A 24,577-nucleotide genomic window follows, 5' to 3' on the forward strand; every position below is an offset into this window, starting at 1 on the left:
ACTGGGCAACCAGCTCGCTCCACAGCAGCCGGGCCGCCCGCCGCTTGGCCACCTCCATGAAGAAGTTCATGCCGATGCCCCAGAAGAACGAGAGCCGCGGTGCGAACTTGTCGATGTCCAGGCCCGCCTCGAGACCGGCGCGGATGTACTCGACACCGTCGGCCAGGGTGTAGGCCAGCTCTAGATCGGCCGTGGCCCCGGCCTCCTGAATGTGGTAGCCGGAGATCGAGATCGAGTTGAACTTGGGCATCTTCGCGCTGGTGAAGGCGAAGATGTCCGAGATGATCCGCATCGACGGCTTCGGCGGATAGATGTAGGTGTTGCGGACCATGAACTCTTTGAGGATGTCGTTCTGGATGGTCCCGGCCAGTTTCTCCGGCGGCACGCCCTGTTCCTCGGCGGCCACCACGTACAGCGCCAGGACCGGCAGCACCGCACCGTTCATGGTCATCGACACCGACACGTTGCCCAGGTCGATGCCGTCGAAGAGCTGGCGCATGTCCAGGATCGAGTCGATGGCCACACCGGCCATGCCGACGTCGCCGGCCACCCGCGGATGGTCCGAGTCGTAGCCCCGGTGGGTGGCCAGGTCGAAGGCCACCGACAGACCCTTCTGGCCCGACGCCAGATTGCGGCGGTAGAAGGCGTTCGACTCGGCCGCGGTGGAGAAGCCCGCGTACTGGCGGATGGTCCACGGCTGGTTCACGTACATGGTGGGGTACGGCCCGCGGATGAAGGGTGCCTCGCCGGGGATCGAGTCGAGCGGGTAGCCCTGGTCGCCGGCGGCCACCGCGTCGCGGTCGGCACGGGTGAAGACCGGCGGCACGGGGATCTGCTCCGGGGTGTGCCAGACCGTCTGCTCGGGGGTGTAGCCGTGCGTCTGGGCCAGCGAGTCGACCAGGGCGGCGGCGTCGCCGGGACCGGCCGGGGCGGCCGGGCCTCCGCCGAGCTCGATGTCCGCGAAATTGGGGATGCTGTTCTCGGTCATGTCTTTCCTCACGCTCCCACGGTGGTTGCGGCGCCGGTGAGCCGGTCCAGAAGTTCGGTCAGGACGGTCACCGCGTCGATGCCCGCCTTCAGTGAGCCGTCCGGCGGTGAACCGGCCGGTGACGGCCCGTCCGGCCATTCGCGCTCGGGTCCGGCCAGCAGCAGGTGGTCGATGCCGGCGGCGCGGGCCGCGGCGGCCACCCCCGGACCGTCCTCCTGGTAGCGGGCCTTGGTGCCGCACAGGACGGCGATGGAACCGGGGTGCTCGGCGACCAGCGCAGCCACGCCGTCGGCGTCGACCGGCCCCGGATTGACCGCGGCGATGCCGCCGGCCGCAAGCAGATTGGTCACGAACGTGGTGCGGCCGTTGTGCTCGGCCACGGAGCCGAGCGGCAGCAGCAGGATCGACGGCCGGGCGCCGGCGTCGGCGGTGACCGCGTCGGCGCGGTCACGCAGCGCCTCGAAACGGCGCGCCACCCGGGCCAGGTTGGGGGCCGCGGTGGCCACCTCCACGGTGCCGGCGGTGCCGGTCAGGGTCGGCTCGCCCAGGTTGGGGAACTCGCTGACGCCGGTGACGGCCTGCCGGCGGTGCGCCACATCGTCGTCGCGGACGTTCAGGGCCGCCTCGATCTCCGCGGCCACGATCCCGTCGTCGAGGGCCGCCTGATAGCCGCCGGCCGCGTCGAGCCGGGTGAACAGCTCCCAGCCCGCGGCGGCCAGGTCGTCGGTGAGCGATTCGACGTACCAGGAGCCGCCGGCCGGATCGAGCACCCGGCCGATGTTGGACTCCTCGAGCAGCAGCAGCTGGGTGTTGCGGGCGATGCGCCGCGAGAAGGTCGACTTGGTGGTGCGCGCATCGGCGGGCAGCGAGGCGTCGAAGCCCAGCACCGTCACCTGATCGGCCCCACCGACCCCGGCGCCGAAGGCGGCGATGGTGCTGCGCAGCATGTTCACCCATGGATCGCGCTGGGTGAGCATGGCCAGGTCGGTGACCGCATGGGTGATCGCGGCTCCGGCCTCCGGGCCGCCGAGCACCTCGGCGACCCGCGACCACATGGCGCGCAGCGCACGCAGTTTGGCGATGCCGGCGAACTGGTCGTCGTCGACGGAGACGGCGAAGGTGATCTGGCGCAGCGCTGCGGCCGGCGTGAGCCCCGCCGCGACCAGGTCGCGCACGTGCGCCAGCCCCGCCGACACCAGCAGGCCGAGCTCCTGGCTGTTGCTGGCGCCGGACTGTGCGAAGTCGGTGCCGTCGACGCGGAAGGTCCGCACCCCCGCCGGGAGGTCGGCGGCCAGACCGGTGGCCTCGGCGACCGGCACGCTCGGGCGCCCGGAGTACGCGGCGGTGTACGGCGAGAGCCCGAGACTGTGCACGGTGCCGGCGGTGGCTTCGGCGGCCTGCGGGGCCGCCGGGGCGCCCGCGCGGAACTCCAGGTAGGCGCGGGCGGCCTCGATGCCGGCGCTGCCCGCATCGAGGGTCACCGGCAGCAGGTCGAGGTACACCCCGGCGAGCACCCGGCCCAGATCGGCCGGCGCGAGTGCGCCGCCGACGCGCAGCCAGAGCCCGGAGGTGCCGCTGCCGGCGGCGTCGAGCAGGGCCTCGTTGACCTCGGCGGCGCTCTGCCCGGGGTCGTCACCGAAACGCTCGGTGACCCGCCAGCCCAGATTCACGTCGCGGGCCGGGTCGGCGCCCCGCACGAACGGGAACGATCCGGGCAGGCCGTTCTCGGCGCGCTCGTCCTTGCGGGTGTACAGCGGCCGCACCGTGACGCCGTCGCGGGTGTGGGTGGCGAGCAGGTTCTCGGGAGTGTCCCCGAGTTCGTCGGGGGTCACCCGGCGGGCTTTGGCCAGTACCTCCGCTGCCGCGGTTGACCAGCGCTGATAGTCTTCTGCCAGCTCGTTGTCCGAGCGCTCGCTCTGTTCGGTCATAGAAGCGAAGCCTTCCATATGTGTTCGGGTCGCACATCTCACAGCAGACTAACCGATGGGCGCACCCTCACAGCAGGCCGGTCCCGGCTCGGCGCCGGAGCCGGGAGTGACTCGCCAGTAGACTCGTCGGAGTGTCCTTCACCGCCCGCCGCCGGCCGATCGAAGAGCCGGTCGACCTGTCCGGCGGACCCCTTGCGCCCGCCACTGAAGGGCGCCGGGTCAATCGGCGGGGAATCCGGCGCGCCGTGCTCGGGGCGCTGGTCTTCGTCGGTGTCCTGGCCGCGGCCTATCTGGTGCCGTTGCCCTCCGTCGAGCGTGTACGGGAGTGGTCGGACGGACTCGGCCCGTGGTTCGTCGTGGTCTTCTTCTTCGCCTATGCGGTGATCACGATCGGGCCCATCCCGCGCAGCCCGTTCACCGTGATGTCCGGGGTCCTCTTCGGTCCGGCCACCGGTTTCGCGGGTTCGATGCTCGCCTCGACCGCCGCGGCGCTGGCCGCCTTCGTGCTCGTCCGCCGATTCGGGCGGGAGCGGGTTCAGCCCTATCTGCAGCACCGCTGGCTGCGGGCGGCCGAGCTGCGTCTGGAGCGGCGCGGCTGGCTGGCCGTCGGCTCGCTGCGGATGATCGCCGCCTGCCCGTTCTCGGTGTGCAACTACGCCTCGGCACTGTCCTCGGTCCGGCCGGCGCCGTACCTGCTGGCCACCGTGATCGGCATGGCGCCGGGCACCGCTGCGGTCGTCTTCCTCGGCGACGCCCTGGCCGGCCAGGCCGATCCGGCGATGATCGTCGCCTCGGCCGGACTGTTCCTGGCCGGTGTCGCGGGCCTGGTCCTCGATGCCCGGATGCCGGTGACCGGCGGTCGGGACGGCGCTCCCCCGGCGGTCGGCGCCGACTCTCCGGCAGCTATCAAGTAAAAATGCTTGAATCTTATCTATCAAGTTTTTACACTTGATATCACCGTGTCATGTCCAGAGGCTTGATGGGAGCCGCCGATGTTCGTCCTCACCGCCGACCAGCGCGGCAGCAGAACCGATCGGGACCGGGTGGCCGACGTCCTGCGCGACTATGCGACGGTACCGGCCGTCCGCGGCATCGACCGGACGGCCGGCGACGAGTTCCAGGCGGTCTTCGACGACGCGGCCACGGTCGCCGGCCTGGCAGTCGACCTGGCCGTCGAGGGTCACTGGTCGGTGGGCATCGGCGTCGGCGAGGTGGAGCGGCCGCTGCCCGACCAGACCCGCGCCGGCCGCGGACCGGCCTTCGAATTCGCGCGGACCGCGGTGGAATCGGCCAAGGGGCACCGTCACCGGCTGTGGATCGCCGGCGACTCGCGATGGTGCGTGCACGCCCAGACCGCCGCCTGGCAGCTGGTGGACCTGCTGTCCGGACGGTCGGCCGCAGGCCGCGAAGCGGTGGCCCTGATCGACGAGGGACTCACGCAGTCAGAGGTGGCGGGCAGAATCGGCATCACCGCGCAGGCGGTGTCGCTCCGGCTGCAGGCCGCCCGCTGGGATCTGGAGGATCCGAGCCGGCGGCTGCTGGTGGACCTGCTCAGGCTCAGCGCCGCCCCGCCGCCCGCGTGAACCGCCTCCACAGCGTGGGAACCGAGGCCGGCCGATGCCGACCGGCAGAACAGGAGCCGCCGTGACCGTCATCGTGCTGTTGAGCGCGGCCGTCGTGCTCGCACTGGCCGCCGCCGCGATCCGTCGCGCGCTGGTGTCCGACACCCGGCGCACCGACCGGCAGGTGCTGACCGTCGACGTGGCCGCGAGTCTCGTCCTGGGTGCACTGCTGGCCGCGGCGGCCGTCTGCGCCGCTGTCGCGCCGCCGCCGTCGGACGCCGTGCGGATCACCGGCCAGGTCCTCGCCGTGCTGGTGGCCGCGACCGGCGGCGGCTATCCGGTGCGGATCGTCCTCCACGCCGGTGGCATCCCCACCCGCACCGACAACTTCGACGACCCTCCCGACGCCCCGGCGCTGCTGCGCGGCGGCCGGGTGATCGGGGTGCTCGAACGCACGGCGGTGGCGATCTGCCTGATCCTGGGTTGGCCGGCCGGGCTGGCGGTGGTGCTGGCCGTCAAGAGCCTGGCCCGGTTCCCGGAACTGCGCGAGCACCCGGCCAGTGAGCAGTTCATCCTGGGCACCTTCGCCTCGGTGCTCTGGGCCGCGGCGGCCGCCGGCGTCGGCTGTCTACCCGCCTGAGCCCGCGCCGCGGTCAGTTCGGGCGCGGCGGATCCACCCAGCCGGCCTGATCGGTGGCCGGACGGGTGTACTCGGTCTGCGAGTATTCGGCCTGCGGGTAGGCCGTCGGCGCCGGCGGCACCGGATCCGGCGGATAGACCGAGGGCGGATCGCCGGCGCCGAGGTTGGCCCGGGCCGCGGCCGCTTCGGCGCGCGCCAGGGCCTCGGCCGCCTCCGAATCGACGGGGCTGGTGAACCAGTCGTCAACGTCGTCGGATTCGACGTTCTCGGGCACCGGACCGGGCTCGTAGCGGAAGACTCCGTCGGCGTCCTGCCCGGCGAACGAGCGGGCGAAGCCCTGCAGCGCCGAACCGAAATCGGACGGGATCACCCAGACCGTGTTGCCCTCCCCGGCCGCCATCTCGGGCAGCTGCTGCAGATACTGGTACGCCAGCAGTTCCGGGGTGGGCTGGGCGGCCTTGATCGCGCCGAAGACCTTCTCCACCGACTTGGCCTCGCCCTGGGCCCGCAGATAGGTCGCCGCCCGGTCGCCCTGGCCCCGCAGGATCCGGGACTGGCGATCGCCCTCGGCGGCCAGGATCGCCGCCTGCTTGGCGCCCTCGGCCGCCAGGATCTGACTCTGCTTGGCGCCTTCGGCCGTCTTGATCGCGGACTCGCGCTGACCCTCCGCGGCCAAAATGGTGGCCCGCTTCTCCCGGTCGGCCTTCATCTGCTTCTCCATCGACTCCTGGATCGACGGCGGCGGCATGATCGACTTCAGCTCCACCCGGGCCACCCGCAGGCCCCAGCGCCCGGTGGCATCGTCGAGCACCCCGCGCAACTGCGCGTTGATCGAATCGCGCGAGGTCAGCGTCTCCTCGAGGGTCATCCCGCCGACCACGTTGCGCAACGTGGTCATGGTCAGCTGCTCCACACCGGCGATGTAGTTGTCGATCTCGTAGACCGCGGCCTGCGGATTGGTCACCTGGAAGTAGACGACGGTGTCGATCGACAGCGTCAGATTGTCCTCGGTGATCACCGGCTGCGGCGCGAAGCTGACCACCCGTTCCCGGATGTCCACCCGCGCCCGGATCCGGTCGATGAACGGCACCAGCAGCGTCAGCTCACCCGAGGCGGTCCGGATGTACCGGCCCAGCCGCTCGATCACCGCGGCCTCGGCCTGCGGGATGAGCGCCACCGATTTGAACAGGATCGCCGCGACCAGCACGATCAGGATGATGACGAGAAAAATGCCCACGGCTCCGGCCTCGCTCATGGCTCAGTTGTCCTTCCCGACCACTGCCGTGGCCCCGTCGATCTGACGAACGATGACTGTACTGCCCTGTGGATAGGTCTCGGCGGTCTGCGCTGCGCGCGCCGACCACACGTCGCCGCCGATCTTGACCCGGCCCTTGTAGAGGTCCACCGGGGCCAGCACCACCGCCTGCTGCCCGACGAGCGCCTCGGCATTGGTCGGCACCGCCGGCCTGCGATGCAGGTGGCGGCGGGCCACCGGCCGCACCGTCACCAGCAGCAGCAGGGCGACGACGGCGAAGACCACCGGGGCGACCCACGGCTGCGGGTCGAAGAGGAACTCGGTGAGCGCGGCGGCCAGTGCACCGCCCCCGAGCATCAGCAGCACCAACTCACCGACCGCCACCTCGGCGGCGATCAGCAGAACGCCGGCGGCGAGCCAGAGCAGAGCGACCATGGCACCCATTCTGCCCGACCGGGACCGTGCGGCGGGCCGGTCGTCATTCAACCGGCGCGGCGCGGCCGAGTGCACGCGGTGCGGCGGGCCGGGCTACTCCGGTGCTTCGGTGACGAAGTCGATCAATTCCTCGACGCTGCGCAGCAGCGGGACCTCCAGATCACGGAAGCTCGAGACGGCGCCGAGCACCCGGCGCCAGCCGTCCTGCGGCGTGCCCCAGCCGAGCTCTCGGCAGATGCCGGTCTTCCAGTCGGTGCCCATCGGGATGGTCGGCCAGGCGTCGATGCCCACCGACGCCGGTTTGACCGCCTCCCACACGTCCACATACGGGTGTCCGCACACCAGCACGTGCGGACCGACGCCGGTGGTGAGCTTGGCCTCCTTGGTACCGGCCACCAGATGGTCCACCAGCACCCCGGCCCGGCGGTGGGCGGCGGGGGCGAAGTCGGCGAGCGCATCGTCGAGATTGTCCAGTCCGTCCAGGCTCATCACCACCACGCCCTCGGCGCGCAGGTCGTCGCCCCAGACGCGTTCGAGCAGCGTCGCATCGTGCAGACCCTCGACGAAGATCCGGCTGGCCCGGGCGGTGCGTGCCCGCTGCTTGGGCAGCGCGCGCGAGCCGGAGGCGGTCTGGATGGTCTGCGGCGCGTTCGGTCCGCGCCCGCGCGGCCGGACCAGTGTCACCGGGGCGCCGTCGATCAGGAATGCGGCCGGATACATCGGGAACACCCGGGTGCGGCCGTGCCGGTCCTCGAGCCGGACCAGATCCGCGGCATAGGTCTTCTCCCAGCCGACCACCGCACCGCAGAATCCGGTGGCGGCGTCCTCGACCACGAGGTCCCGTTCGGCGGCCACCTCGGGGGCCCTGGGCTTGGTGCGGCGCGGCTGTGCGAGCACATCGCGACCGTAGCGATCGTCCATCACGGGTGCTCAGGGTAGGCGAGAAAGCCCCGATCGGCCCGCCGACGCTCCGCGTATCGTGGTCACGACATGTCTAGATCACTTCCCCGGGCCCGAGCGGCCCTGCTGCGTTCCTGGCCGGCCTGCGCGCTGGCGGTGTGGTCGGCCGCCTGGCGGGCCGGTCTGGCCGCCCCCGACGACGTCCTGCACACCCTGCACGACTACGCCCAGGCCCACGAGATCGACCCCGCACCCGGCACCGGGATCGACGCCGGCGGCACCGAACTCGACCTGCTCCATCTGGTCGGCGCGGCGCCGCTCACCGCGATCGTCTCACCGGCTCCCGGGGATGCGCAGGGTCTGCCGCCCGGCGCCCTCACCGAGGCGGCGCTCAGCGCCGGTGAGGTGCTGCTGCTGAGCCGGACCGGGGCGCCGTCGCTGGCGATGACCGCCCACGGCACGGCCGAGCGCTGCCGGTGGGCGGTACGCGCACTGTCCGGGCCGGTCGACCTCGAGGCACTCGGCGCCGAGCGCGGACTCGGCGACCTGGAGTACGAGCTGCGCGAGGCGGTTGCCGAGGCGGCGAACGTGATCGCCGGTCTGGCAGGCCCGCGGACCGGCGGGCCGGCCGACCTGCGCGATGCGCTGGCCGCCCGCACGGCGGCCTCGACGCTGGACCTGCCGCCGCACGACCGGCAGCGCGTCGACCGGATCCTGGCCACGGTGACCCAGCTCGATGCGATCATCGACCTCGCCCGCGGGCCGGGGATCTCCGCCGAACAGCTCGCGTCCGCCGACGACCAGCTCCGGCGCCTGGCCGCGCTGACCCGCCGGGCACGGACGGCCGCGGTGAACGCGCTGCTGCGCGACTACCGCACGTCCTGATCGGCGGGAACCGCACCGGTCAGCAGCCGTCGCCGCACGAGTTCCCGTTGTCGCCCACACCGGGGGCGGTCAGCTCTCCCCCACCGTCGGCGTACCGCTCGACCAGGTCGGCGATCATCGCGATGAAACCCGGATCGGTGCCCACGGTGGCGGCACGGACGTAGTCCAGGCCGAGTTCGGCGGCCAGCTCGCGGGCCTCCTCGTCCAGATCCCAGACCACTTCGATGTGGTCGGAGATGAAGCCGATCGGCGCGACCAGCACCCGCTGCACACCGGCGGCGGCCAGATCCCGCAGATGATCACCAATGTCCGGTTCGAGCCAGGGCACCTGGGGCGGGCCGGACCTGGACTGCCACACCAGGTCGAAGTCGCCGAGGCCGAGCCGTTCCGCGGTGGCCGCCGCGGCCGCGGCCACCTGGCGTGAATACAGCCGGTCGCCGACGCGTTCGTCGGCGGCGATCGGGATGGAGTGCGCGGTGAAGACCACCCGCACCGGGTCCGCGCCGTCGAACCGCTCGAGTCCGGCGCGAACGGCACGGGCCGAGGCGTCGAGGAAACCCGGCTCGGTGGAGAACTGCGGGAGCCGGCGCAGCAGCAGGTCCGGCTCCCCCGCGTGCTCCACGGCCCGTGCGATGTCCTCGTGATACTGCTTGCAGCCCGAGTAGCCGCCCCACGCCGAGGTGGCGAAGACCAGCGCCCGCCGGTGCCCGTCGGCGAGCAGACCGTCGACCGCCTCGTCGATCAGCGGATTCCAGTTGCGGTTGCCGAAGTAGATCGGCAGGTCCCGGCCCCGCCGGTCCAGTTCCGCGCGCAGGGCGTCGATCATCTCCCGGTTGAGGCCGTTGAGCGGTGAGCCACCGAAGTGCACGTAGTGCTCGGCGACGTCGTCGAGCCGATCCGGCGGCACACCGCGTCCGCGGGTCACGTTCTCCAGGAAGGGCCGGATGTCCTCGACCCGCTCGGGTCCGCCGAAGGAGAGGAACAGCAGCGCATCGAAGGGCCGCCGGTCGTCCGGGGCCGCTGCGTCGGCAGCCATCTCTGCTCAGTCCAGGAAGCTGTCGGGGAACCAGGTGTTGTGGCTCGCGCCGCCGTCGACGTAGACGATCGAGCCGGTAGTGCCCGGCAGGAAGTCCGACAGCAGTGCACACACGCTGGTGCCCACCACCCCGGGATCGTTCACGTCCCAGCCGATCGGCGAGGCCCCGTCCCAGTACTCGTTGAGCATGTTGAGCTTGCGCGCATCGTCGGTGGCCGTCCCCGAGATGGCCTTGGCGGCGAGCGTCTTGATCGGGCCTGCGGCCACCAGGTTGGAGCGGATCTTCTTGGCGTTGCCCACTTCCCGGGCCACATAGCGGTTCACCGATTCGAGGGCGGCCTTGGCCACACCCATCCAGTTGTAGTCCGGCAGCGCGGTCCGCGGATCGAAGTCCATGCCGACGATCGAGCCGCGTTCGTTCATCACCGGCAGCACGGCGCGGGCCAGCGAGGCGTAGCTCCACGCGGAGATCTCGAAGGCGCGGGCCACATCCGGTCCCGGGCCGTCGAGGAAGGGCACGGCGTCCGGCCCCATCAGCGTCTTGGGCGCGAAGGCGATCGAGTGCACCACGCCGTCGACGCCCTGCGGGGCCAGCTCCCGGACCTTCTCGGCCAGCGCGCCCAGGCTCTCCTCGTCGGTCACGTCCAGCGGAATCGCCGGCGGCACCTCCTGCGGCAGCCGCTTGGCGATGCGGTCGATGAGCCGCAGCCGCTCGGGGATGCCGGTGATGATCACCGTGGCACCCTGCTCCTGCGCCACCTTGGCGGTGCTGAAGGCGATCGATGCGTCGGTGATGATGCCGGTGACCAGAACGGTCTTGCCGGCGAGGATGCCAGTCACGTGAGAACTCCTGTGCGGGTTGATTCGTCGGGGGATACGGTGCGGCGGGACGCGGTCGGGTCAGTGCCCCATGCCCATGCCACCGTCCACGGGCAGCACGGCACCGGTGATGTACGAGGCCTGATCGGAGGCGAGGAAGCTGATGGCCGCGGCCACGTCCTCGGGCTTGCCGGTGCGGCCCAGCGGAATGGCCTGCTTGGCCATCTCGATGTACTTGTCTTCCATCTCCGCGGTCATGTCGGTGTCGATGAATCCGGGGGCGACGACGTTCGCGGTGATGTTGCGGGTGCCGATCTCGCGGGCGATCGACCGGGCCAGCCCGATCAGGCCGGCCTTCGAGGCGGCGTAGTTGGCCTGGCCGGGGACACCGGACTGGGCGACCACCGAACCGAGGAAGATCATCCGGCCCCACCTGGCCCGCTGCATCCCCCTGGTGGCGGCCTTGGCACAGCGGAAGGCGCCGGTCAGATTCGCGTCGATCACCTTCTCGAAGCTGTCCTCGCTCAACCGCATGAGCAGCATGTTGTCGGTGATACCGGCGTTGGCCACGAGCACCTCGACCGGCCCCTGGTGTTCGGCGACCTCGGCGAAGGCCCGCTCGACGTCGGCGTTGTCGGTGACATCGCACTGCACGCCGAACAGCCCGTCCGGGGCGCCCGAGCCGCGGTGGGTCACGGCCACCTTGTGACCGTCGGCGGCCAGGCGGCGGGCCACCGCGAGCCCGATACCGCGATTGCCACCGGTGACCAGCACCGAACGCGAGGGTTGCGCCGAAGTCTCTTGGTTCTCTGCCATGGTTGTCCAACCTATCTCACGAGGGGCCCGGTGCGGGCCACGGGGCGAAGCGCCGCCGCCCGGCCGATGCGGGTCGGCGACTGCGGTCAGGGTATGCGGCGGTTGAGCACCAGCGCGCCGGCGGCGGCCGCGATCGCCAGCAGGGTGCCGGAGATCAGCCACGGCCGGGAGTTGTCGCCGCGCTCGGTCTCGTAGCCGATCTTCTTCTGCAGGGTCGAGTAGACCTTGTTCAGTTCGTCGAGGGAGGCGGCGGTGTAGAAGCTGCCGCCCGACAGATTCGCGATCTTGCGCAGCGATTCGTCGTCGACCGGGACCCGGACGCGCTCTGTGCCGCCCTGACCGTTGTCGAGTTCGATCACGCCGTTGAGGGTGCCGAAGGAGATCGTCGAGACCGGGATCCCCTCCTCCTTGGCCTTGCGCGCCGCGGTGAAACCGCCGCGCGGATCCTCCGGGGATTCGGGCACCGTCTGTTTGCCGTCGGAGAGCAGCACGATGTGCGCCGGCGGGGCGGCGTCGTCGCCGCCCAGGGCGCTGTTGAGGGTCTTGATCTGCTCGAGGGCGGCGAAGATGCCCTCACCGGTCGCCGTCTTGTCAGCGAGCCGCAGGTTGCTCAGCGCCCGCTTGGTGGCGTCGTGGTTCGGGGTGGGCGAGACCAGGGTGGACGGGGTGCCGGCGAAGGTCACCAGGCCCAGGTTGATGCCGCTGGTCAGTTCGTCCGCGAAGCGTTTGCCCGCGGCCTCGGCGGCCTGCAGCCGGGAGGGCTGCACGTCGGTGGCCTTCATCGAATTGGAGACGTCGATGACCAGCATCACCGTGGCCCGGTTGCGGGGTACCTGCCGGTCGGCCATCGGTCCGGCCAGTGCCACGGTCAGCAGCAGCAGCGCCACCGCCAGCAGCGCGAACGGCACATGGGCGAACCGGTCGCGATCGGTGCGGGCCACGCTCTGGAGCACCGTGGTGTTGCCGAATCGCAGCGCCCGGGTCCGGCGCCGGCGCATGACGGCCACGTACAGCCCCACCAGCGCCACCACCAGCAGAATGCTCAGCAGCCACCACGGGTGGGCGAACCAGTCCCCCATCAGCGCACCCCCGCCGCCCGCCGGCGACGGCCGACGAAGCGCACGGTGTCGGCGATCCAGTCGCTGTCGGTCCGCAGGGTCAGTACCGAGCCGCCGCAGCTGCGGAAGGCGCGGTGCACCTGCTCGCGGTGGGCGTGCGCCGCGGCCGAGAAGTCCTCGCGGAGCCGTTCGGTGATGTCGACGTCGACCAGTTCCCCGGTCTCGGCGTCGGCCAGAGTGGCCGGGCCGACGGCCGGCAGCTCCACATCACGCGGGTCGAGCACCTCGAGCCCGAGCAGGTCGTGGTGGGCGCCGATGGCGCGCAGCGAGCGCACCCAGTCCAGCGGCCCGAGGAAATCGCTGACCACCACCGCCAGACCCCGCCGGCGCTGCGGCCGGCGCAGTGCCTCGAGTCCGGGGTTGAGGTCGCCGCGCACACCGGGGGCGCTGCGGTGGGTCGTGGCGATCGCTTTGAGCAGGGCGCGGTCGTGCGCCCGGCCGGCCCGCGCCGGGATGCGGGCGGTGGTGTCGCCGGTGACGATCACGGCGCCGTGCCGGTTCCCGCCGCCCGATGTGAGGTAGACGATGGCCGCGGTGCCGGCGACGGCCAGATCGCGTTTGGTGCGCGTGCCCGATCCGAAGTCCAGGCTGGCCGAGGCGTCGACGACGAACCAAGTCTCCAGTTCGCGGTCGGCGATCATCTGCCGGACGTGCGGTGCGGTGGTGCGGGCGGTCACCGACCACTCCATCCGGCGGATGTCGTCGCCGGGCTGGTACGGCCGCGCCTCGCCCGGTTCGGAGCCGGGGCCGGGGATCAGGCCGAGGTGCTCACCCTGCAGGACGCCGTCCAGTTTGCGCCGGACGGTCAGCTCCAGCGTCCGCAGTGCAGCGGTCAGCTGCGGATCGTCCAGCCTTCCGTCGGCGAAGGACGGCAGCTCGTCAGCAGCGGGCATGGGGTCAGGACGCTCCGGAACCGGTCGGGCCCTGTGTTTGCTGGGCGGACTGCGGCTGCTGGGTTGCCGACGGCTGCTGGGCCTGCGGCGGCCGGGCTGCGGTCTGCGGCTGCTGCGGCGCAGCCGGTGCCGCGCTCACCTGGGGCAGGCCCACGGTCTGCAGCACCCGAGTGATGATCTGGTCCGGGGTCACCTCGTCGGCGAGCGCGTCGTAACTGAGCACCAGCCGGTGACGCAGCACGTCGGGGATGATCTCGACGATGTCCTGCGGAATCACGTAGTCGCGGCCGCGGATCACCGCCAGGGCGCGGGCGGCGGCGACGATGCCCAGGGTGGCGCGCGGGCTGGCGCCGTACGAGAGCCAGGTGGCCACGTCGGTCAGGCCCAGGTCCCCGGGCCGCCGGGTCGCGTTGATCACTCGGACCACGTAGTCCACCAGCGCGTGGTGCACGAAGGCGCCGGCGGCGACGTTCTGCAGACGGATGGTGGTCTCCGGGTCGAGGATCTGCGAGGCCGTCGGGGCCACGGTCCCCATCCGGTAGACGATCTCGCGCTCCTCCTCCACCGTGGGGTAGTCGACGAGCACCTTGAACAGGAAGCGGTCGCGCTGCGCCTCCGGCAGCGGGTAGACGCCCTCGTTCTCGATCGGGTTCTGGGTGGCCATCACCAGGAACGGGTCGGGCATCGGGTAGGTGACGCCGCCGATCGAGACGTGCCGCTCGGCCATCACCTCCAGCAGCGCCGACTGCACCTTGGCCGGCGCCCGGTTGATCTCGTCGGCCAGCAGGAAGTTGGCCACCACCGGGCCGAGCTCGGTGTCGAACTCCTCCCGGCCCTGCCGGTAGATCCGGGTGCCGATCAGGTCGGTGGGCACCAGGTCCGGGGTGAACTGGACGCGCGAGAAGCTGCCGCCGATCACCGTGGCGAAGGTCTCCACCGCGAGGGTCTTGGCCACACCCGGCACGCCCTCGAGGAGGATGTGGCCGCGGGCCAGCAGGCCCACCAGGATCCGCTCGACCAGCTGATCCTGACCGACGATGACGCGCTTGACCTCGTACATCGCGCGTTCGAGGAGCTTGCTGTCCTCTGCGGTGAGGGTGTTCTCGGTGCTCGCGGGTGCACTCAAGCCGGGCTCCTACTCGTTCATCTGCCGTACGTGACGTCGATCTCGGGAACAGCCTACCGGCCCGGTGCCGATCGTCAGGTCAGGCGTACGACGTTCGGCATAGCGCCGTCGGTGCGCACCGGCGAGATCTTGACGACGTCGCCGGACTGCGGCGCCTCGATCATCGTGCCGTCGCCCAGGTACATCGCGACGTGCTGGCTGGCGTTGGGGCCGTAGAAGATCATGTCGCCGCGCTGCATGTTCGCCAGGGGGACCTGCGGCCCCGAGGTGTACTGGTAGCCGGTGTAGTGCGGCAGATCGATGCCGATGCCGGCGAAGGCGTAGATCATCAGGCCGGAGCAGTCGAAGCCCACCTTGTTGTAGTCGCCGTGGCTGTCGGCCACACCGCCGTCCCGGATGCCCAGGGTGGGGCCGTTCGCGTCGCCGCCGCCCCAGGCGTAGGGCACGCCCATCTGCGACTTGGCCCGGTTGACCACGAGCTCCACGGCCTGCGGTCCGCGTAGGCCCGGCCGGACGGTGCCGCCGCCGCCCCCGAACAGCGAGCCGAGCGAGCCGTTGCCGATTCGCGAGATCAGGCCGCTCGAGCCGCCGTCGAGCGAGCCGCCGCCGAGTCCGAGTTCGTCGAGCAGTTCCGAATGCGGGATCTGCTGCTGGCCGATGAGTTCGGAGAGGATCTTCTGTCCCGCGTCGACCGCCAGGGTGGCCGCCGCCTCGGCGGCCTGGGCGAGCATGTCGTCACCCGCGACCGGCTTGGTGGGAATCTTGCGCAGCAGCTGATCGGCCTGCTGGGCGATCTCGTTGGGGGTGCCGGAGGCCTTCGTCTCGCTCTTGCGCAGCGCCGCCAGCTTCTTGGTGAGCTTGGTGCGCTGGTCCACCAGGCCGGCGCGCTTGTTCTGCTGGTCGGACATGGCGCTGCGGGCGTCGTTGACGGCGGTGATCGCGTCGGCGCGGCGGGCCGCGGCGCCCTGGGCCGCGATGTCGGCCTGCCGGCGCGTGGCCGAGGTGGCGGCCACCTTGTTGGCCTGCTGGTTGCGGACCACCTTGAGTCTGGTGATGGTGTCCCGCTGCTGAGCGGTCACGTGGTCGACGGCGCTGAGCCGGTCGAGCACCTGCTGGGGATCGTCGGTGGCGACGTACTCGGTCATCGACCCCAGGCTGTTGCCCTGACGGTTGACCGTCCGCATGAAGTCGTCGAATTCCTTCTGCGCCTTGGACACCAGGGCATCGGCCTGGGTGAGCGACCGGCGGGCGCTGGTATCGGCCGCGGCGGCCACCTGCTGGGCCGCGACGGCGTTCTGGAAGTCGACGAGGGCCTTGTTGACGTTCTCCTGCTTCGCCGCGACCTGGTCGGCGAGGTCGGCCAGGTTCTGGTCCACCGTGGCGATCTGATTCACCAGCCCGGCGATCGGCGACGAGGGTTCGGCGAAGGCCGGACCAACGCCTATCGTGGCGGCGAGTGCGAGCACGCCGATGGCGCCGGTGCGCACCTTCAGGCGTGCGGTCTTACTGTGCCGTTTCAACGACGATCTCCCTAGCTCGGCCCATTAAGCACCCGAGTAACCCTGAGTCTCGACAGTGAGAACCCACCCCAGGCACAACTAATGTGTCTCTAGCACCGTATGTCACATCAGTCCCACCGGAAACCGCGCACGATGAATTACAAGGGCGTGATTACCTGCGGAAATGCACTGAGCAGCAGAAAGTTCGCCGCATTCGCGACATAACAGTTAGATAACGCTCGGGGCCGGGCCGCGGTCCGGCCCGGTGAGCTCAGGAGGCCGGGGTGCTCGAGGCCTTCGCATCGGCCTGCGCGGCGGTGCCGTCACCGGCCTCCCCGTCGGCACCGTGCGGTGCGGCGGCATCGCTTTCGGCGGCCTCGGTCTGGGCGGGGTCGTCGCGCCGGGCACGGAGCATGATCAGCCGTGCGAGCACGGCGCCCACCAGGACCACCACGATCATGACGACGGTGATCACCGTCCAGTTCACATAGGGGTCGGTGGCCCGGTCGTAGATCTCCTGGGTGGCCGCCACCGGATTGCTCATGGTGGTCACACCGCTGGTGCCGTCCTCGAGCTGCACCCGGCTGAAGTCGTCGGATGCGGTGCCCACACTGCCCGGGCCGAAGACCAGCACGGTACCGCCGGTCTGCTCCTGCAGCTGCGTGGCGATGTCCCGGTAGACCGTGAACGGGCTGAACGACTCCTCGAGCACCACCACGTGCAGGTCGTGCCCGTCCGCGTCGGCCTGGGCGACGATCTTCTCCAGGCCGGGCACATCCCCGGCCGGCGCCGAGACGCCGGTCTGCTCGAGTTGCGCGGCGATAGCGGGCAGGTCGAGGTGCTTCCACTGCCCCGTGGTGTCGGCGGGGGCCGCGAGCGTGAACGTGGCGGGGCCCGGCGTCATGGCTGTCTCCTCGAGGGCTGCGGCGCCCGGTGGTGCGGAACTTTTCGTCGCTCACCATACGGCAGAGGCGTCGCCGCCCCGCCGAAGCGGCCGCGGTGTCGCCGATCCGGATCCCACCGGGGCGGCGCCGGCGACGTGTTTCACCGGAATTTCCCGGACCGGTCCTGGGAATTTCCTCGCCCGGTCACCCCATCCGACCAAACCAGTACGCGCGTACTGCTATGATGGTTCGCGTAGCAACATCGGCGTCCTACAGCCCGGCCGCCTGTTGTCACCGATTCCCCGTCGGCGCAGCCCGTCGGCGGTCCATGCACGATGAGACTGGAGCACACGTGAGTATCAATTCGTTTGGCGCCCGCGGCACCCTGGAGGTGGGCGACAACTCCTATGAGATCTTCCGTCTGAGTGCCGTTCCCGGCACCGAGAAGCTGCCCTACGCGCTCAAGGTTCTGGCCGAGAACCTGCTGCGCACCGAGGACGGCGCCAACATCACCACCGAGCACATCAATGCGCTCGCCCACTGGGACCCGGATGCGCAGCCGAGCGTCGAGATCCAGTTCACCCCGGCCCGTGTGCTCATGCAGGACTTCACCGGTGTGCCCTGTGTGGTCGACCTGGCCACCATGCGTGAGGCCGTCGGCGCCCTCGGCGGCGACCCGAACAAGGTGAATCCGCTCTCCCCCGCCGAAATGGTCATCGACCACTCGGTGATCCTGGACGTCTTCGGCCGGGCCGACGCCTTCGAGCGCAACGTCGAACTCGAATACCAGCGCAACGGTGAGCGCTACCAGTTCCTCCGCTGGGGCCAGGGCGCCTTCGACGACTTCAAGGTCGTCCCGCCGGGCGTCGGCATCGTCCACCAGGTGAACATCGAATACCTGGCCCGCGTCGTGATGACCCGTAACGGCCAGGCCTACCCGGACACCTGCGTCGGCACCGACTCGCACACCACCATGGAGAACGGCCTGGGCGTCCTGGGCTGGGGCGTCGGCGGTATCGAGGCCGAGGCCGCCATGCTCGGCCAGCCGGTCTCCATGCTCATTCCGCGGGTCGTCGGCTTCAAGCTGACCGGCGAGATCCAGCCGGGCGTCACCGCCACGGACGTGGTGCTGACCGTGACCGACATGCTGCGCCAGCACGGCGTGGTCGGTAAGTTCGTCGAGTTCTACGGCAAGGGCGTCGCCGAGGTGCCCCTGGCCAACCGCGCCACCCTGGGCAACATGAGCCCGGAGTTCGGCTCCACCTGCGCGATCTTCCCGATCGACGAGGAGACCGTGAACTACCTGCGCCTGACCGGCCGCACCGACGAGGAGCTCGCGCTCGTCGAGGCGTACGCCAAGGAGCAGGGCATGTGGCACGACCCGGACCACGAGCCGGCCTACTCGGAGTACCTGGAACTCGACCTGGGCACCGTGGTGCCGTCGATCGCCGGCCCGAAGCGCCCGCAGGACCGCATTCTGCTGTCCGAGTCCAAGGTGGCCTTCCGCAAGGACATCCACAACTACGTCGAAGAGCACATGCCGACTCCGGAGTCCTCGCTCGACGAGGCGATCGAGGAGTCGTTCCCGGCCTCCGATCCGGCGGCGCTCTCCTTCGCCGACGACGGCTCGGTGAACGTGCAGTCCGCCGCCAACGGCGCCGAGGGCCGACCGTCCAAGCCGGTCACCGTGACCTCCGAGGGCACCACCTTCGTCCTCGACCACGGCGCCGTCGCGGTCGCGGGCATCACCTCGTGCACCAACACCTCGAATCCGTCGGTCATGCTCGGCGCCGGCCTGCTGGCCCGCAACGCCGTCGACAAGGGCCTGACCACCAAGCCCTGGGTCAAGACCAACATGGCCCCCGGCTCGCAGGTCGTCTCCGACTACTACGAGAAGGCCGGTCTGTGGCCGTACCTGGAGAAGCTGGGCTTCTACCTGGGCGGTTACGGCTGCACCACCTGCATCGGCAACACCGGTCCGCTGCCGGAGGAGATCAGCAAGGCCGTCAACGACAACGACCTGACGGTCACCGCGGTGCTCTCGGGCAACCGCAACTTCGAGGGCCGCATCAGCCCGGACGTGAAGATGAACTACCTGGCCTCCCCGCCGCTGGTGATCGCCTACGCCCTGGCCGGCACGATGGACTTCGACTTCGAGACCGACCCGCTGGGCCAGGACTCCGACGGCAACGACGTCTTCCTCAAGGACATCTGGCCGTCGCCGCAGGAGATCGACGACACCATCAAGACCGCGATCAGCCAGGACATGTTCCGCGAGTCCTACGCCACCGTCTTCGACGGCGGCGAGCGCTGGCAGAACCTGGAGACCCCGGAGGGCGACACCTTCGCATGGGACGAGAATTCGACCTACGTGCGCAAGGCCCCGTACTTCGACGGCATGCAGCTCCATCCGGAGCCGGTCAGCGACATCAAGGGCGCCCGCGTGCTGGCACTGCTGGGCGACTCGGTCACCACCGACCACATCAGCCCGGCCGGACCGATCAAGCCGGGCACCCCGGCCGCCCAGTACCTCGATGCCCACGGCGTCGAGCGCAAGGACTACAACTCGCTGGGCAGCCGTCGCGGTAACCACGAGGTGATGATCCGCGGCACCTTCGCCAACATCCGTCTGCAGAACCAGCTGCTCGACGGCGTGTCCGGCGGCTACACCCGGGACTTCACCCAGGAGGGCGGCCCGCAGTCGTTCATCTACGACGCCTCGGTCAACTACCAGGAGGCCGGCATTCCGCTGGTCGTGCTGGGCGGCAAGGAGTACGGCTCCGGTTCCTCGCGTGACTGGGCCGCCAAGGGCACCGTGCTGCTCGGCGTCAAGGCCGTCATCACCGAGTCCTTCGAGCGCATCCACCGCTCCAACCTGATCGGCATGGGCGTGGTCCCGCTGCAGTTCCCGGCGGGCGAGTCGGCCAAGACCCTGGGCCTGGACGGCACCGAGGTCTTCGACATCGAGGGCATCGAGAAGCTCAACGAGGGCGTCACCCCGGAGACGGTGCACGTCACCGCCACCAAGGAGGACGGCAGCAAGGTCGAGTTCGACGCGGTGGTCCGTATCGACACACCCGGTGAGGCCGACTACTACCGCAACGGCGGCATCCTGCAGTACGTGCTGCGGAACATGATCAAGAGCTGACCCCGGCTCAGATAGGTAACCCCGATGCCACGGGTCAGCAATGACCGCCTTGCCGCGCGTCGTCGAGAGATCCTCGACGGCGCGCGGCATTGCTTCGCGGAGTACGGCTACGACGGCGCCACCGTGAAGCGACTGGAAGAGGCCACCGGAATGTCCCGGGGCGCCATCTTCCATCACTTCAGGGACAAGGAGGCGCTCTTCCTGGCACTGGCCCGGGAGGACGCCGAACGCATGGCGGACGTCGCAGCCCAGGAGGGCCTCGTTCAGGTGATGCGCGATATGCTCGCCCGTCCGAAGGACTTCGACTGGCTGGGCACCCGGCTGGAGATCGTGCGGAAGATCCGCAGTGATCCCGCCTTCCGGGAGGCCTGGTCAGCCCACAGTGCCGATCTCGAGGCGGTCACCCTCGCCCGGCTCGAACGCAAACGTCAAGACGGCAGTCTGCGCGACGATGTGCCCACCGAGGTGCTGGTGACTTACCTCGACGTGGTGCTCGACGGTCTGATCAGCCGGATCGCCACCGGACAGTCCACCGACGACCTGCACGCCGTGCTCGATCTGGTGGAGACCTCGGTGCGTCAATCCGTCTCGTCGAACTGACCGTCTCGCCCGGGGCGGGAGAGCCCCGACAGCGCAAGTCCCGGCCGCAGTGCGGCCGGCAGGACCAGGCCCGGATCCCGGAACATCCGAGATCCGGGCCTGCTCGTCTCCGGCCCGCGCCCCCCGGGCGGCTGGTCAGGCGAAGACGGTCGGATCCGGTCCCACCCGGCCCGCGCCGCCGGGCCGGTCGAGGACGTCGATCGCGGCGACCTGGGCGTCGGAGAGCTCGAAGCCGAACAGGTCGAGATTCTCGCGGAGCCGTTCGGGATGCACGGACTTGGGGAAGACGATGTGGCCGTGCTGCAGATGCCAGCGCAGCACCACCTGTGCCGGGGTGCGGCCGAGTTCGGCGGCCGGGCCGGTGACCTCGGGCAGTTCGAGCAGGTCGTACTTGCCCTGTCCGAGCGGGCCCCAGGCTTCGATCCGGATGCCGTGCGCGGCGCAGAAGGCGGTCACCTCGGGCTGCTGATGCGCCGGATGCAGTTCGATCTGGTCGACCGCCGGGACCACCGCGGTCTCGTCGAGGAGTCGCTGCAGGTGACCGGGCAGGAAGTTGGAGACCCCGATCGAGGTGGCCAGACCGCGATCCCGGATGCCGATGAGCTTCTCCCAGGCGTGGACGTAGTTGTCGGCGGCCGGGGTGGGCCAGTGCACCAGATACAGGTCCACCCGGTCCAGTCCGAGCCGCTCGAGGCTCTGTGCGACGGCGGTGTCGGGGTCGTCGCCGTCATGCCGGTCGTTCCACAGTTTGGTGGTGACGAAGAGTTCCTCGCGGGCGAGGCCGCTGGCGGCGATCGCCCGGCCCACACCCGCCTCGTTGCCGTAGACGGCCGCGGTGTCGATGTGCCGGTAACCCAGCTCTAGCGCCTGGGTCACGGCGCGTTCGGTCTGCTCCGGCGGGATCTTGAACACCCCGTATCCGAGCTGCGGGATGCGGTGGCCGTCGGTGAGCGCGATCTGAGGAATCGGTGACATCTCTCCACCGTAGAACCGGCGCGGGCATGCCGCTGGGCCGGCCGTGCCGAAACGCACCGACCGAGCACACGCTCGGCTACCGTGAAGGTCACTGCCCGACAGCACCGAAGGAGCATGACGTGTATCCAGGAACGTTCGCCGCGACCTCCCCCGACAAGCCCGCACTGATCCGGCCGTCCACCGGGGAGACCGTGACCTACGGGCAGCTCGATGCGAACTCCACCCGGATCGCCCACTACCTGCGCGAGACCCTCGGGCTGCGGCCCGGGGACACCGTCGCCATCGTCTCGGACAACGATCTGCACGTCTTCGACGCCTACTGGGCGGCGGTGCGCAGCGGCATGTACGTGACCGCGGTCAACTACCACCTCACCGCCGGTGAGGTGAACTTCATCCTCGGCGACTGCGAGGCCTCGGCGCTCTTCGCATCCGCGGCGGTGGCCGACGCCGTCTCGGCGGCGCACGAGCTGCCGGGCCTGGCCGATCCGTCCCGCCGGATCGCCTGGGGCGGAGCGCTTCCGGGCTTCACCGACTACCCGGACGTGCTCGCCGCGGCGAGCGACGAACCGCTCACCGATCAGCCGCGGGGCACCGACATGCTGTATTCGTCGGGCACCACTGGGCGGCCGAAGGGCATCAAGCCGACCCTGCCCGCCGGCCAGGTCGACGAGATCCCGGATCTGATCAGCGCGGTCTTCGGCCCCGTCTACCAGTTCGGCGAGGATTCGGTGTACCTCTCCCCCGCACCGCTCTATCACGCTGCGCCGCTGCGCTATTGCGCAATGGTCAACTCCCTGGGCGGCACCGTGGTGGTGATGGATCACTTCGACGCGCAGGAGGCGCTGCGGCTGATCGAGGAGTACCGGGTCACCCACAGTCAGTGGGTGCCGACCATGTTCGTGCGGATGCTCAAGCTCCCCGAAGCGGTGCGCGCCCGGTACGACGTGAGCTCGATGCGCGTGGCCGTGCACGCGGCGGCGCCCTGCCCGGCGGAGGTGAAGGCCAGGATGATCGAGTGGTGGGGTCCGGTGATCAACGAGTACTACGCCGCCACCGAAGCGGCCGGAGTCGCCCTGATCAGCTCGCAGGAGGCGCTCGACCATCCCGGATCGGTGGGCCGGGCCGTCCTCGGCGTCGCGCACGTCTGCGGCCCGGACGGCGCGGACCTGCCCGCCGGTGAGGTCGGAGTGATCTACTTCGAGCGCGACGAGATGCCCTTCGTCTACCACAACGATCCGGCCAAGACCGCCGAGGCGCAGCACCCGCAGCATGAGAACTGGGCCACCACAGGCGATCTCGGCTACCTCGACGACGACGGCTACCTGTATCTGACCGACCGCAAGGCCTTCACGATCATCTCCGGCGGGGTGAACATCTACCCGCAGGAGGCCGAGAATGTGCTGATCAATCATCCGGCCGTCTACGACGTCGGGGTCATCGGACTGCCCGACGAGGAACTCGGCGAGGTCGCCGTCGGCTTCGTCCAGCTCACCGCCGACGCCCAGGCCTCCGACCGGCAGTCCGCCGACGAACTGGCCGCCGAGCTGCTGGAGTTCACCCGCGGACAGCTGGCGACCTACAAGACGCCTCGTGAGATCCGCTTCGTCGACGATCTCCCGCGCACCCCTACCGGGAAGCTGGTCAAGGGCGAGCTGCGTGCGCAGGTCCTCGGCCGCTGACCCCGCGGGGCGGTGGCGGCTGGATTGCCCCGATCGTCCGGATTCGGTAACGCAGCGATAACAATCGCCCGTTCGGGCTAATTCCGGGACGGTCTCCGCCGAACTCTCCAGTGTCGGCAGTCACAGCTGCTTCCCAGCCTCGGTGCCGGCACACAACCCGTCAGCGGGTCGGGGAAAGCCCGAGCGTTCTCATGAATCATCAGCTTCCGCGGCACCGTCGAGGTGCGTTCGGTGTACGTCAACACCGGCGAGCCCGCCGGCCTGGTAGTGGAGGTGGACGACGGTCAGGTGCTCGGCACCCCGTTCAGCATCAGCCACGCCCCCGGCGCGGTGAAGCTGGAGCCGGCCAGCAATCCCCCGCATGCCAGCCTGATCACCTCGGTCCCGGTGTACGCCCACGTCGACGCGGGTGAAACGGTGACGGTCACCTTCGAATTCATCGACACCAACGCCCAGAACCTGGGCCGGATCGACGTCGGCTACCGTGCCGCAGCACCGCAGACCGTGTACATCCACCCCGGCGAGCCGATCATGGTGACCGTCTACAACGAGAAGATCGGCTATGTGGAGCCGCGCAATCCGGCCGGACGCACTCCGCTGCAATCGATTCCGTCCGGACCGGTGTGGCGGCCATGAGGTCCGGCCACCGGCGGGCGGCGTGCTCCGTCGCAGCCCTGGCCGCCACCGCCCTGGTGGCCGGCTGCGGCGGCGGCGAACAGTCGGCGCCTCAGGACCGGCAGGGCGATCTGCCCGCCCCGGTGTCGGCGACGGTCGCCGATCCGGCCGCCCCCGAGTCGCTGACCCTGGCCGGACAGACCGCGCCGACCAGACCGGTCAAGACCGACGCGTCGGGGGCGCTGCTGCCGCCGCAGAACGTGGCCGAGCTCGGCTGGTGGGCCGACTCCGCGCTGCCCGGTTCGGGAGCGGGCACCGTGGTGATCACCGGACACATCGACGAGGCCGACCAGGGCGACGGTTTCGCGAAGAGGTTCACCGCGCTGCATCGAGGCGACGAGGTGACCCTGCACACCGCCGGCGACCAGAGCGTGAGCTACCGGGTCGGCGAGGTGCAGACGGTGAACAAGGACGGCGGACTGCCGGTGGACCGGCTCAACCGTCTCGACGGGCCGGAGACGCTGGCCCTGGTCACCTGCGGCGGACCGTTCGTCGGACCCCCGCTGGGATACCGCGACAACATCGTGGTCTGGGCTTCACCGGAGTCCGCCGCGCGCTCCTGAGGCGTCGAATCGGTACCGGTCACACCGTCGCACATCACGCCCGGCCCTCACCGTGGCCGGGCGTGATGTGCGACGCATTTCGCCGCGGACCCGGAGCCCGGCTTTCGGGACCCGGCACACCTCACCTACCATCACATAGGTTTGCCTAACCTT

23 protein-coding genes are annotated in these 24,577 nt (G+C 70.2%); 9 read left to right on the forward strand and 14 right to left on the reverse strand.

What is annotated here, in order from left to right:
* Together ACJMNC_RS00330 and ACJMNC_RS00335 are read right to left on the reverse strand one after the other, a co-directional pair.
* On the reverse strand, positions 1-988 hold a 988-nt coding region (locus ACJMNC_RS00330; protein ID WP_408945974.1), incomplete at its 3' end, for a methylmalonyl-CoA mutase family protein.
* Between the two features lie 8 nt (positions 989-996).
* A complete protein-coding gene (locus ACJMNC_RS00335; protein ID WP_408945975.1) occupies positions 997-2,916 on the reverse strand; it encodes a methylmalonyl-CoA mutase family protein in 1,920 nt (639 codons plus the stop codon).
* Positions 2,917-3,047: 131 nt separating this feature from the next.
* Between ACJMNC_RS00335 and ACJMNC_RS00340 the strand changes: the two genes are divergently transcribed.
* From ACJMNC_RS00340 to ACJMNC_RS00350, 3 genes are all read left to right on the forward strand, one after another.
* Positions 3,048-3,830 (forward strand): TVP38/TMEM64 family protein, encoded by a 783-nt coding sequence (locus ACJMNC_RS00340; protein ID WP_408945976.1) that lies wholly within the window; start codon positions 3,048-3,050, stop codon positions 3,828-3,830.
* A gap of 78 nt (positions 3,831-3,908) precedes the next feature.
* Entirely contained in the window at positions 3,909-4,499 is a 591-nt protein-coding gene (locus ACJMNC_RS00345; protein ID WP_408945977.1) for a hypothetical protein, read from the forward strand.
* A gap of 61 nt (positions 4,500-4,560) precedes the next feature.
* Positions 4,561-5,118, forward strand: coding sequence for a hypothetical protein (locus tag ACJMNC_RS00350; protein ID WP_408945978.1), 558 nt, complete (start codon positions 4,561-4,563; stop codon positions 5,116-5,118).
* A gap of 13 nt (positions 5,119-5,131) precedes the next feature.
* On the opposite strand, the gene ACJMNC_RS00355 is transcribed toward ACJMNC_RS00350, so the two are convergent.
* The 3 genes from ACJMNC_RS00355 to ACJMNC_RS00365 form a co-directional block, all read right to left on the reverse strand.
* A complete protein-coding gene (locus ACJMNC_RS00355; RefSeq protein ID WP_408945979.1) occupies positions 5,132-6,373 on the reverse strand; it encodes an SPFH domain-containing protein in 1,242 nt (413 codons plus the stop codon).
* A gap of 3 nt (positions 6,374-6,376) precedes the next feature.
* Positions 6,377-6,808, reverse strand: coding sequence for an NfeD family protein (locus ACJMNC_RS00360; protein ID WP_408945980.1), 432 nt, complete (start codon positions 6,806-6,808; stop codon positions 6,377-6,379).
* A gap of 93 nt (positions 6,809-6,901) precedes the next feature.
* On the reverse strand, positions 6,902-7,729 hold the full coding sequence (locus ACJMNC_RS00365; protein ID WP_408946435.1) for a DUF3097 domain-containing protein: 828 nt from the start codon (positions 7,727-7,729) through the stop codon (positions 6,902-6,904).
* 69 nt (positions 7,730-7,798) lie between these two features.
* Here ACJMNC_RS00365 and ACJMNC_RS00370 point away from each other — a divergent pair, with 69 nt between their 5' ends.
* Positions 7,799-8,593 carry a serine/threonine protein kinase gene (locus tag ACJMNC_RS00370; RefSeq protein ID WP_408945981.1) on the forward strand — a complete coding sequence of 265 codons (795 nt, stop codon included), beginning with the start codon at positions 7,799-7,801 and terminating at the stop codon, positions 8,591-8,593.
* A 19-nt stretch (positions 8,594-8,612) separates the two neighbouring features.
* Here ACJMNC_RS00370 and ACJMNC_RS00375 read toward each other — a convergent pair whose 3' ends face one another.
* The 8 genes from ACJMNC_RS00375 to ACJMNC_RS00410 all read right to left on the reverse strand — a co-directional run bounded on the left by ACJMNC_RS00375 (position 8,613) and on the right by ACJMNC_RS00410 (position 16,804).
* Entirely contained in the window at positions 8,613-9,629 is a 1,017-nt protein-coding gene (locus tag ACJMNC_RS00375) for a ferrochelatase (protein WP_408945982.1), read from the reverse strand.
* 6 nt (positions 9,630-9,635) lie between these two features.
* Positions 9,636-10,469: an NADH-dependent enoyl-ACP reductase InhA gene (gene inhA, locus ACJMNC_RS00380; protein WP_408945983.1), complete on the reverse strand. Its 834-nt coding sequence runs from the start codon at positions 10,467-10,469 to the stop codon at positions 9,636-9,638.
* Between the two features lie 60 nt (positions 10,470-10,529).
* On the reverse strand, positions 10,530-11,264 hold the full coding sequence (gene fabG1, locus ACJMNC_RS00385; RefSeq protein WP_408945984.1) for a 3-oxoacyl-ACP reductase FabG1: 735 nt from the start codon (positions 11,262-11,264) through the stop codon (positions 10,530-10,532).
* 86 nt (positions 11,265-11,350) lie between these two features.
* Complete coding sequence (locus ACJMNC_RS00390) at positions 11,351-12,343, reverse strand: VWA domain-containing protein (protein WP_408945985.1); 993 nt, start codon at positions 12,341-12,343, stop codon at positions 11,351-11,353.
* Positions 12,343-13,275, reverse strand: a complete 933-nt coding sequence (locus ACJMNC_RS00395; RefSeq protein WP_408945986.1) for a DUF58 domain-containing protein — start codon at positions 13,273-13,275, stop codon at positions 12,343-12,345. Before ACJMNC_RS00395 ends, ACJMNC_RS00390 begins: the two co-directional genes overlap by 1 nt.
* Positions 13,276-13,279: 4 nt before the next feature.
* Positions 13,280-14,401 carry an AAA family ATPase gene (locus ACJMNC_RS00400; RefSeq protein ID WP_408945987.1) on the reverse strand — a complete coding sequence of 374 codons (1,122 nt, stop codon included), beginning with the start codon at positions 14,399-14,401 and terminating at the stop codon, positions 13,280-13,282.
* 74 nt (positions 14,402-14,475) lie between these two features.
* Positions 14,476-15,921 (reverse strand): NlpC/P60 family protein, encoded by a 1,446-nt coding sequence (locus ACJMNC_RS00405; RefSeq protein WP_408945988.1) that lies wholly within the window; start codon positions 15,919-15,921, stop codon positions 14,476-14,478.
* Positions 15,922-16,171: 250 nt separating this feature from the next.
* Positions 16,172-16,804, reverse strand: a complete 633-nt coding sequence (locus ACJMNC_RS00410; RefSeq protein ID WP_408945989.1) for a DUF6676 family protein — start codon at positions 16,802-16,804, stop codon at positions 16,172-16,174.
* A 308-nt stretch (positions 16,805-17,112) separates the two neighbouring features.
* Between ACJMNC_RS00410 and acnA the strand changes: the two genes are divergently transcribed.
* Positions 17,113-19,932: an aconitate hydratase AcnA gene (gene acnA / locus ACJMNC_RS00415; RefSeq protein ID WP_408945990.1), complete on the forward strand. Its 2,820-nt coding sequence runs from the start codon at positions 17,113-17,115 to the stop codon at positions 19,930-19,932.
* Positions 19,933-19,956: 24 nt separating this feature from the next.
* Positions 19,957-20,532, forward strand: a complete 576-nt coding sequence (locus ACJMNC_RS00420) for a TetR/AcrR family transcriptional regulator (RefSeq protein ID WP_408945991.1) — start codon at positions 19,957-19,959, stop codon at positions 20,530-20,532.
* 135 nt (positions 20,533-20,667) lie between these two features.
* On the opposite strand, the gene ACJMNC_RS00425 is transcribed toward ACJMNC_RS00420, so the two are convergent.
* The gene (locus ACJMNC_RS00425) at positions 20,668-21,507 is read right to left on the reverse strand and encodes an aldo/keto reductase (protein ID WP_408945992.1); all 840 of its coding nucleotides are present in this window, start codon (positions 21,505-21,507) and stop codon (positions 20,668-20,670) included.
* A gap of 119 nt (positions 21,508-21,626) precedes the next feature.
* Between ACJMNC_RS00425 and ACJMNC_RS00430 the strand changes: the two genes are divergently transcribed.
* The 3 genes from ACJMNC_RS00430 to ACJMNC_RS00440 all read left to right on the forward strand — a co-directional run bounded on the left by ACJMNC_RS00430 (position 21,627) and on the right by ACJMNC_RS00440 (position 24,424).
* Positions 21,627-23,186 (forward strand): acyl-CoA synthetase, encoded by a 1,560-nt coding sequence (locus tag ACJMNC_RS00430; protein WP_408945993.1) that lies wholly within the window; start codon positions 21,627-21,629, stop codon positions 23,184-23,186.
* 231 nt (positions 23,187-23,417) lie between these two features.
* Positions 23,418-23,822 carry a hypothetical protein gene (locus ACJMNC_RS00435; protein ID WP_408945994.1) on the forward strand — a complete coding sequence of 135 codons (405 nt, stop codon included), beginning with the start codon at positions 23,418-23,420 and terminating at the stop codon, positions 23,820-23,822.
* Positions 23,819-24,424: a class F sortase gene (locus tag ACJMNC_RS00440; RefSeq protein ID WP_408945995.1), complete on the forward strand. Its 606-nt coding sequence runs from the start codon at positions 23,819-23,821 to the stop codon at positions 24,422-24,424. Before ACJMNC_RS00435 ends, ACJMNC_RS00440 begins: the two co-directional genes overlap by 4 nt.
* Positions 24,425-24,577: the final 153 nt, after the last annotated feature.

The sequence above is a fragment of the Gordonia sp. VNK21 genome, from assembly GCF_046098115.1.
Lineage (GTDB): Bacteria > Actinomycetota > Actinomycetes > Mycobacteriales > Mycobacteriaceae > Gordonia.

Bases quoted from the DNA above. Each gene is read 5' to 3' on its own strand.
- ACJMNC_RS00335 (WP_408945975.1), bottom strand. From the start codon at position 2,916: ATGACCGAACAGAGCGAGCGCTCGGACAACGAGCTGGCAGAAGACTAT.
- ACJMNC_RS00345 (WP_408945977.1), top strand. From the start codon at position 3,909: ATGTTCGTCCTCACCGCCGACCAGCGCGGCAGCAGAACCGATCGGGAC.
- ACJMNC_RS00355 (WP_408945979.1), bottom strand. From the start codon at position 6,373: ATGAGCGAGGCCGGAGCCGTGGGCATTTTTCTCGTCATCATCCTGATC.
- ACJMNC_RS00360 (WP_408945980.1), bottom strand. From the start codon at position 6,808: ATGGTCGCTCTGCTCTGGCTCGCCGCCGGCGTTCTGCTGATCGCCGCC.
- ACJMNC_RS00365 (WP_408946435.1), bottom strand. From the start codon at position 7,729: ATGGACGATCGCTACGGTCGCGATGTGCTCGCACAGCCGCGCCGCACC.
- ACJMNC_RS00370 (WP_408945981.1), top strand. From the start codon at position 7,799: ATGTCTAGATCACTTCCCCGGGCCCGAGCGGCCCTGCTGCGTTCCTGG.
- ACJMNC_RS00375 (WP_408945982.1), bottom strand. From the start codon at position 9,629: ATGGCTGCCGACGCAGCGGCCCCGGACGACCGGCGGCCCTTCGATGCG.
- fabG1 (WP_408945984.1), bottom strand. From the start codon at position 11,264: ATGGCAGAGAACCAAGAGACTTCGGCGCAACCCTCGCGTTCGGTGCTG.
- ACJMNC_RS00390 (WP_408945985.1), bottom strand. From the start codon at position 12,343: ATGGGGGACTGGTTCGCCCACCCGTGGTGGCTGCTGAGCATTCTGCTG.
- ACJMNC_RS00395 (WP_408945986.1), bottom strand. From the start codon at position 13,275: ATGCCCGCTGCTGACGAGCTGCCGTCCTTCGCCGACGGAAGGCTGGAC.
- ACJMNC_RS00410 (WP_408945989.1), bottom strand. From the start codon at position 16,804: ATGACGCCGGGCCCCGCCACGTTCACGCTCGCGGCCCCCGCCGACACC.
- acnA (WP_408945990.1), top strand. From the start codon at position 17,113: ATGCACGATGAGACTGGAGCACACGTGAGTATCAATTCGTTTGGCGCC.
- ACJMNC_RS00420 (WP_408945991.1), top strand. From the start codon at position 19,957: ATGCCACGGGTCAGCAATGACCGCCTTGCCGCGCGTCGTCGAGAGATC.
- ACJMNC_RS00425 (WP_408945992.1), bottom strand. From the start codon at position 21,507: ATGTCACCGATTCCTCAGATCGCGCTCACCGACGGCCACCGCATCCCG.
- ACJMNC_RS00440 (WP_408945995.1), top strand. From the start codon at position 23,819: ATGAGGTCCGGCCACCGGCGGGCGGCGTGCTCCGTCGCAGCCCTGGCC.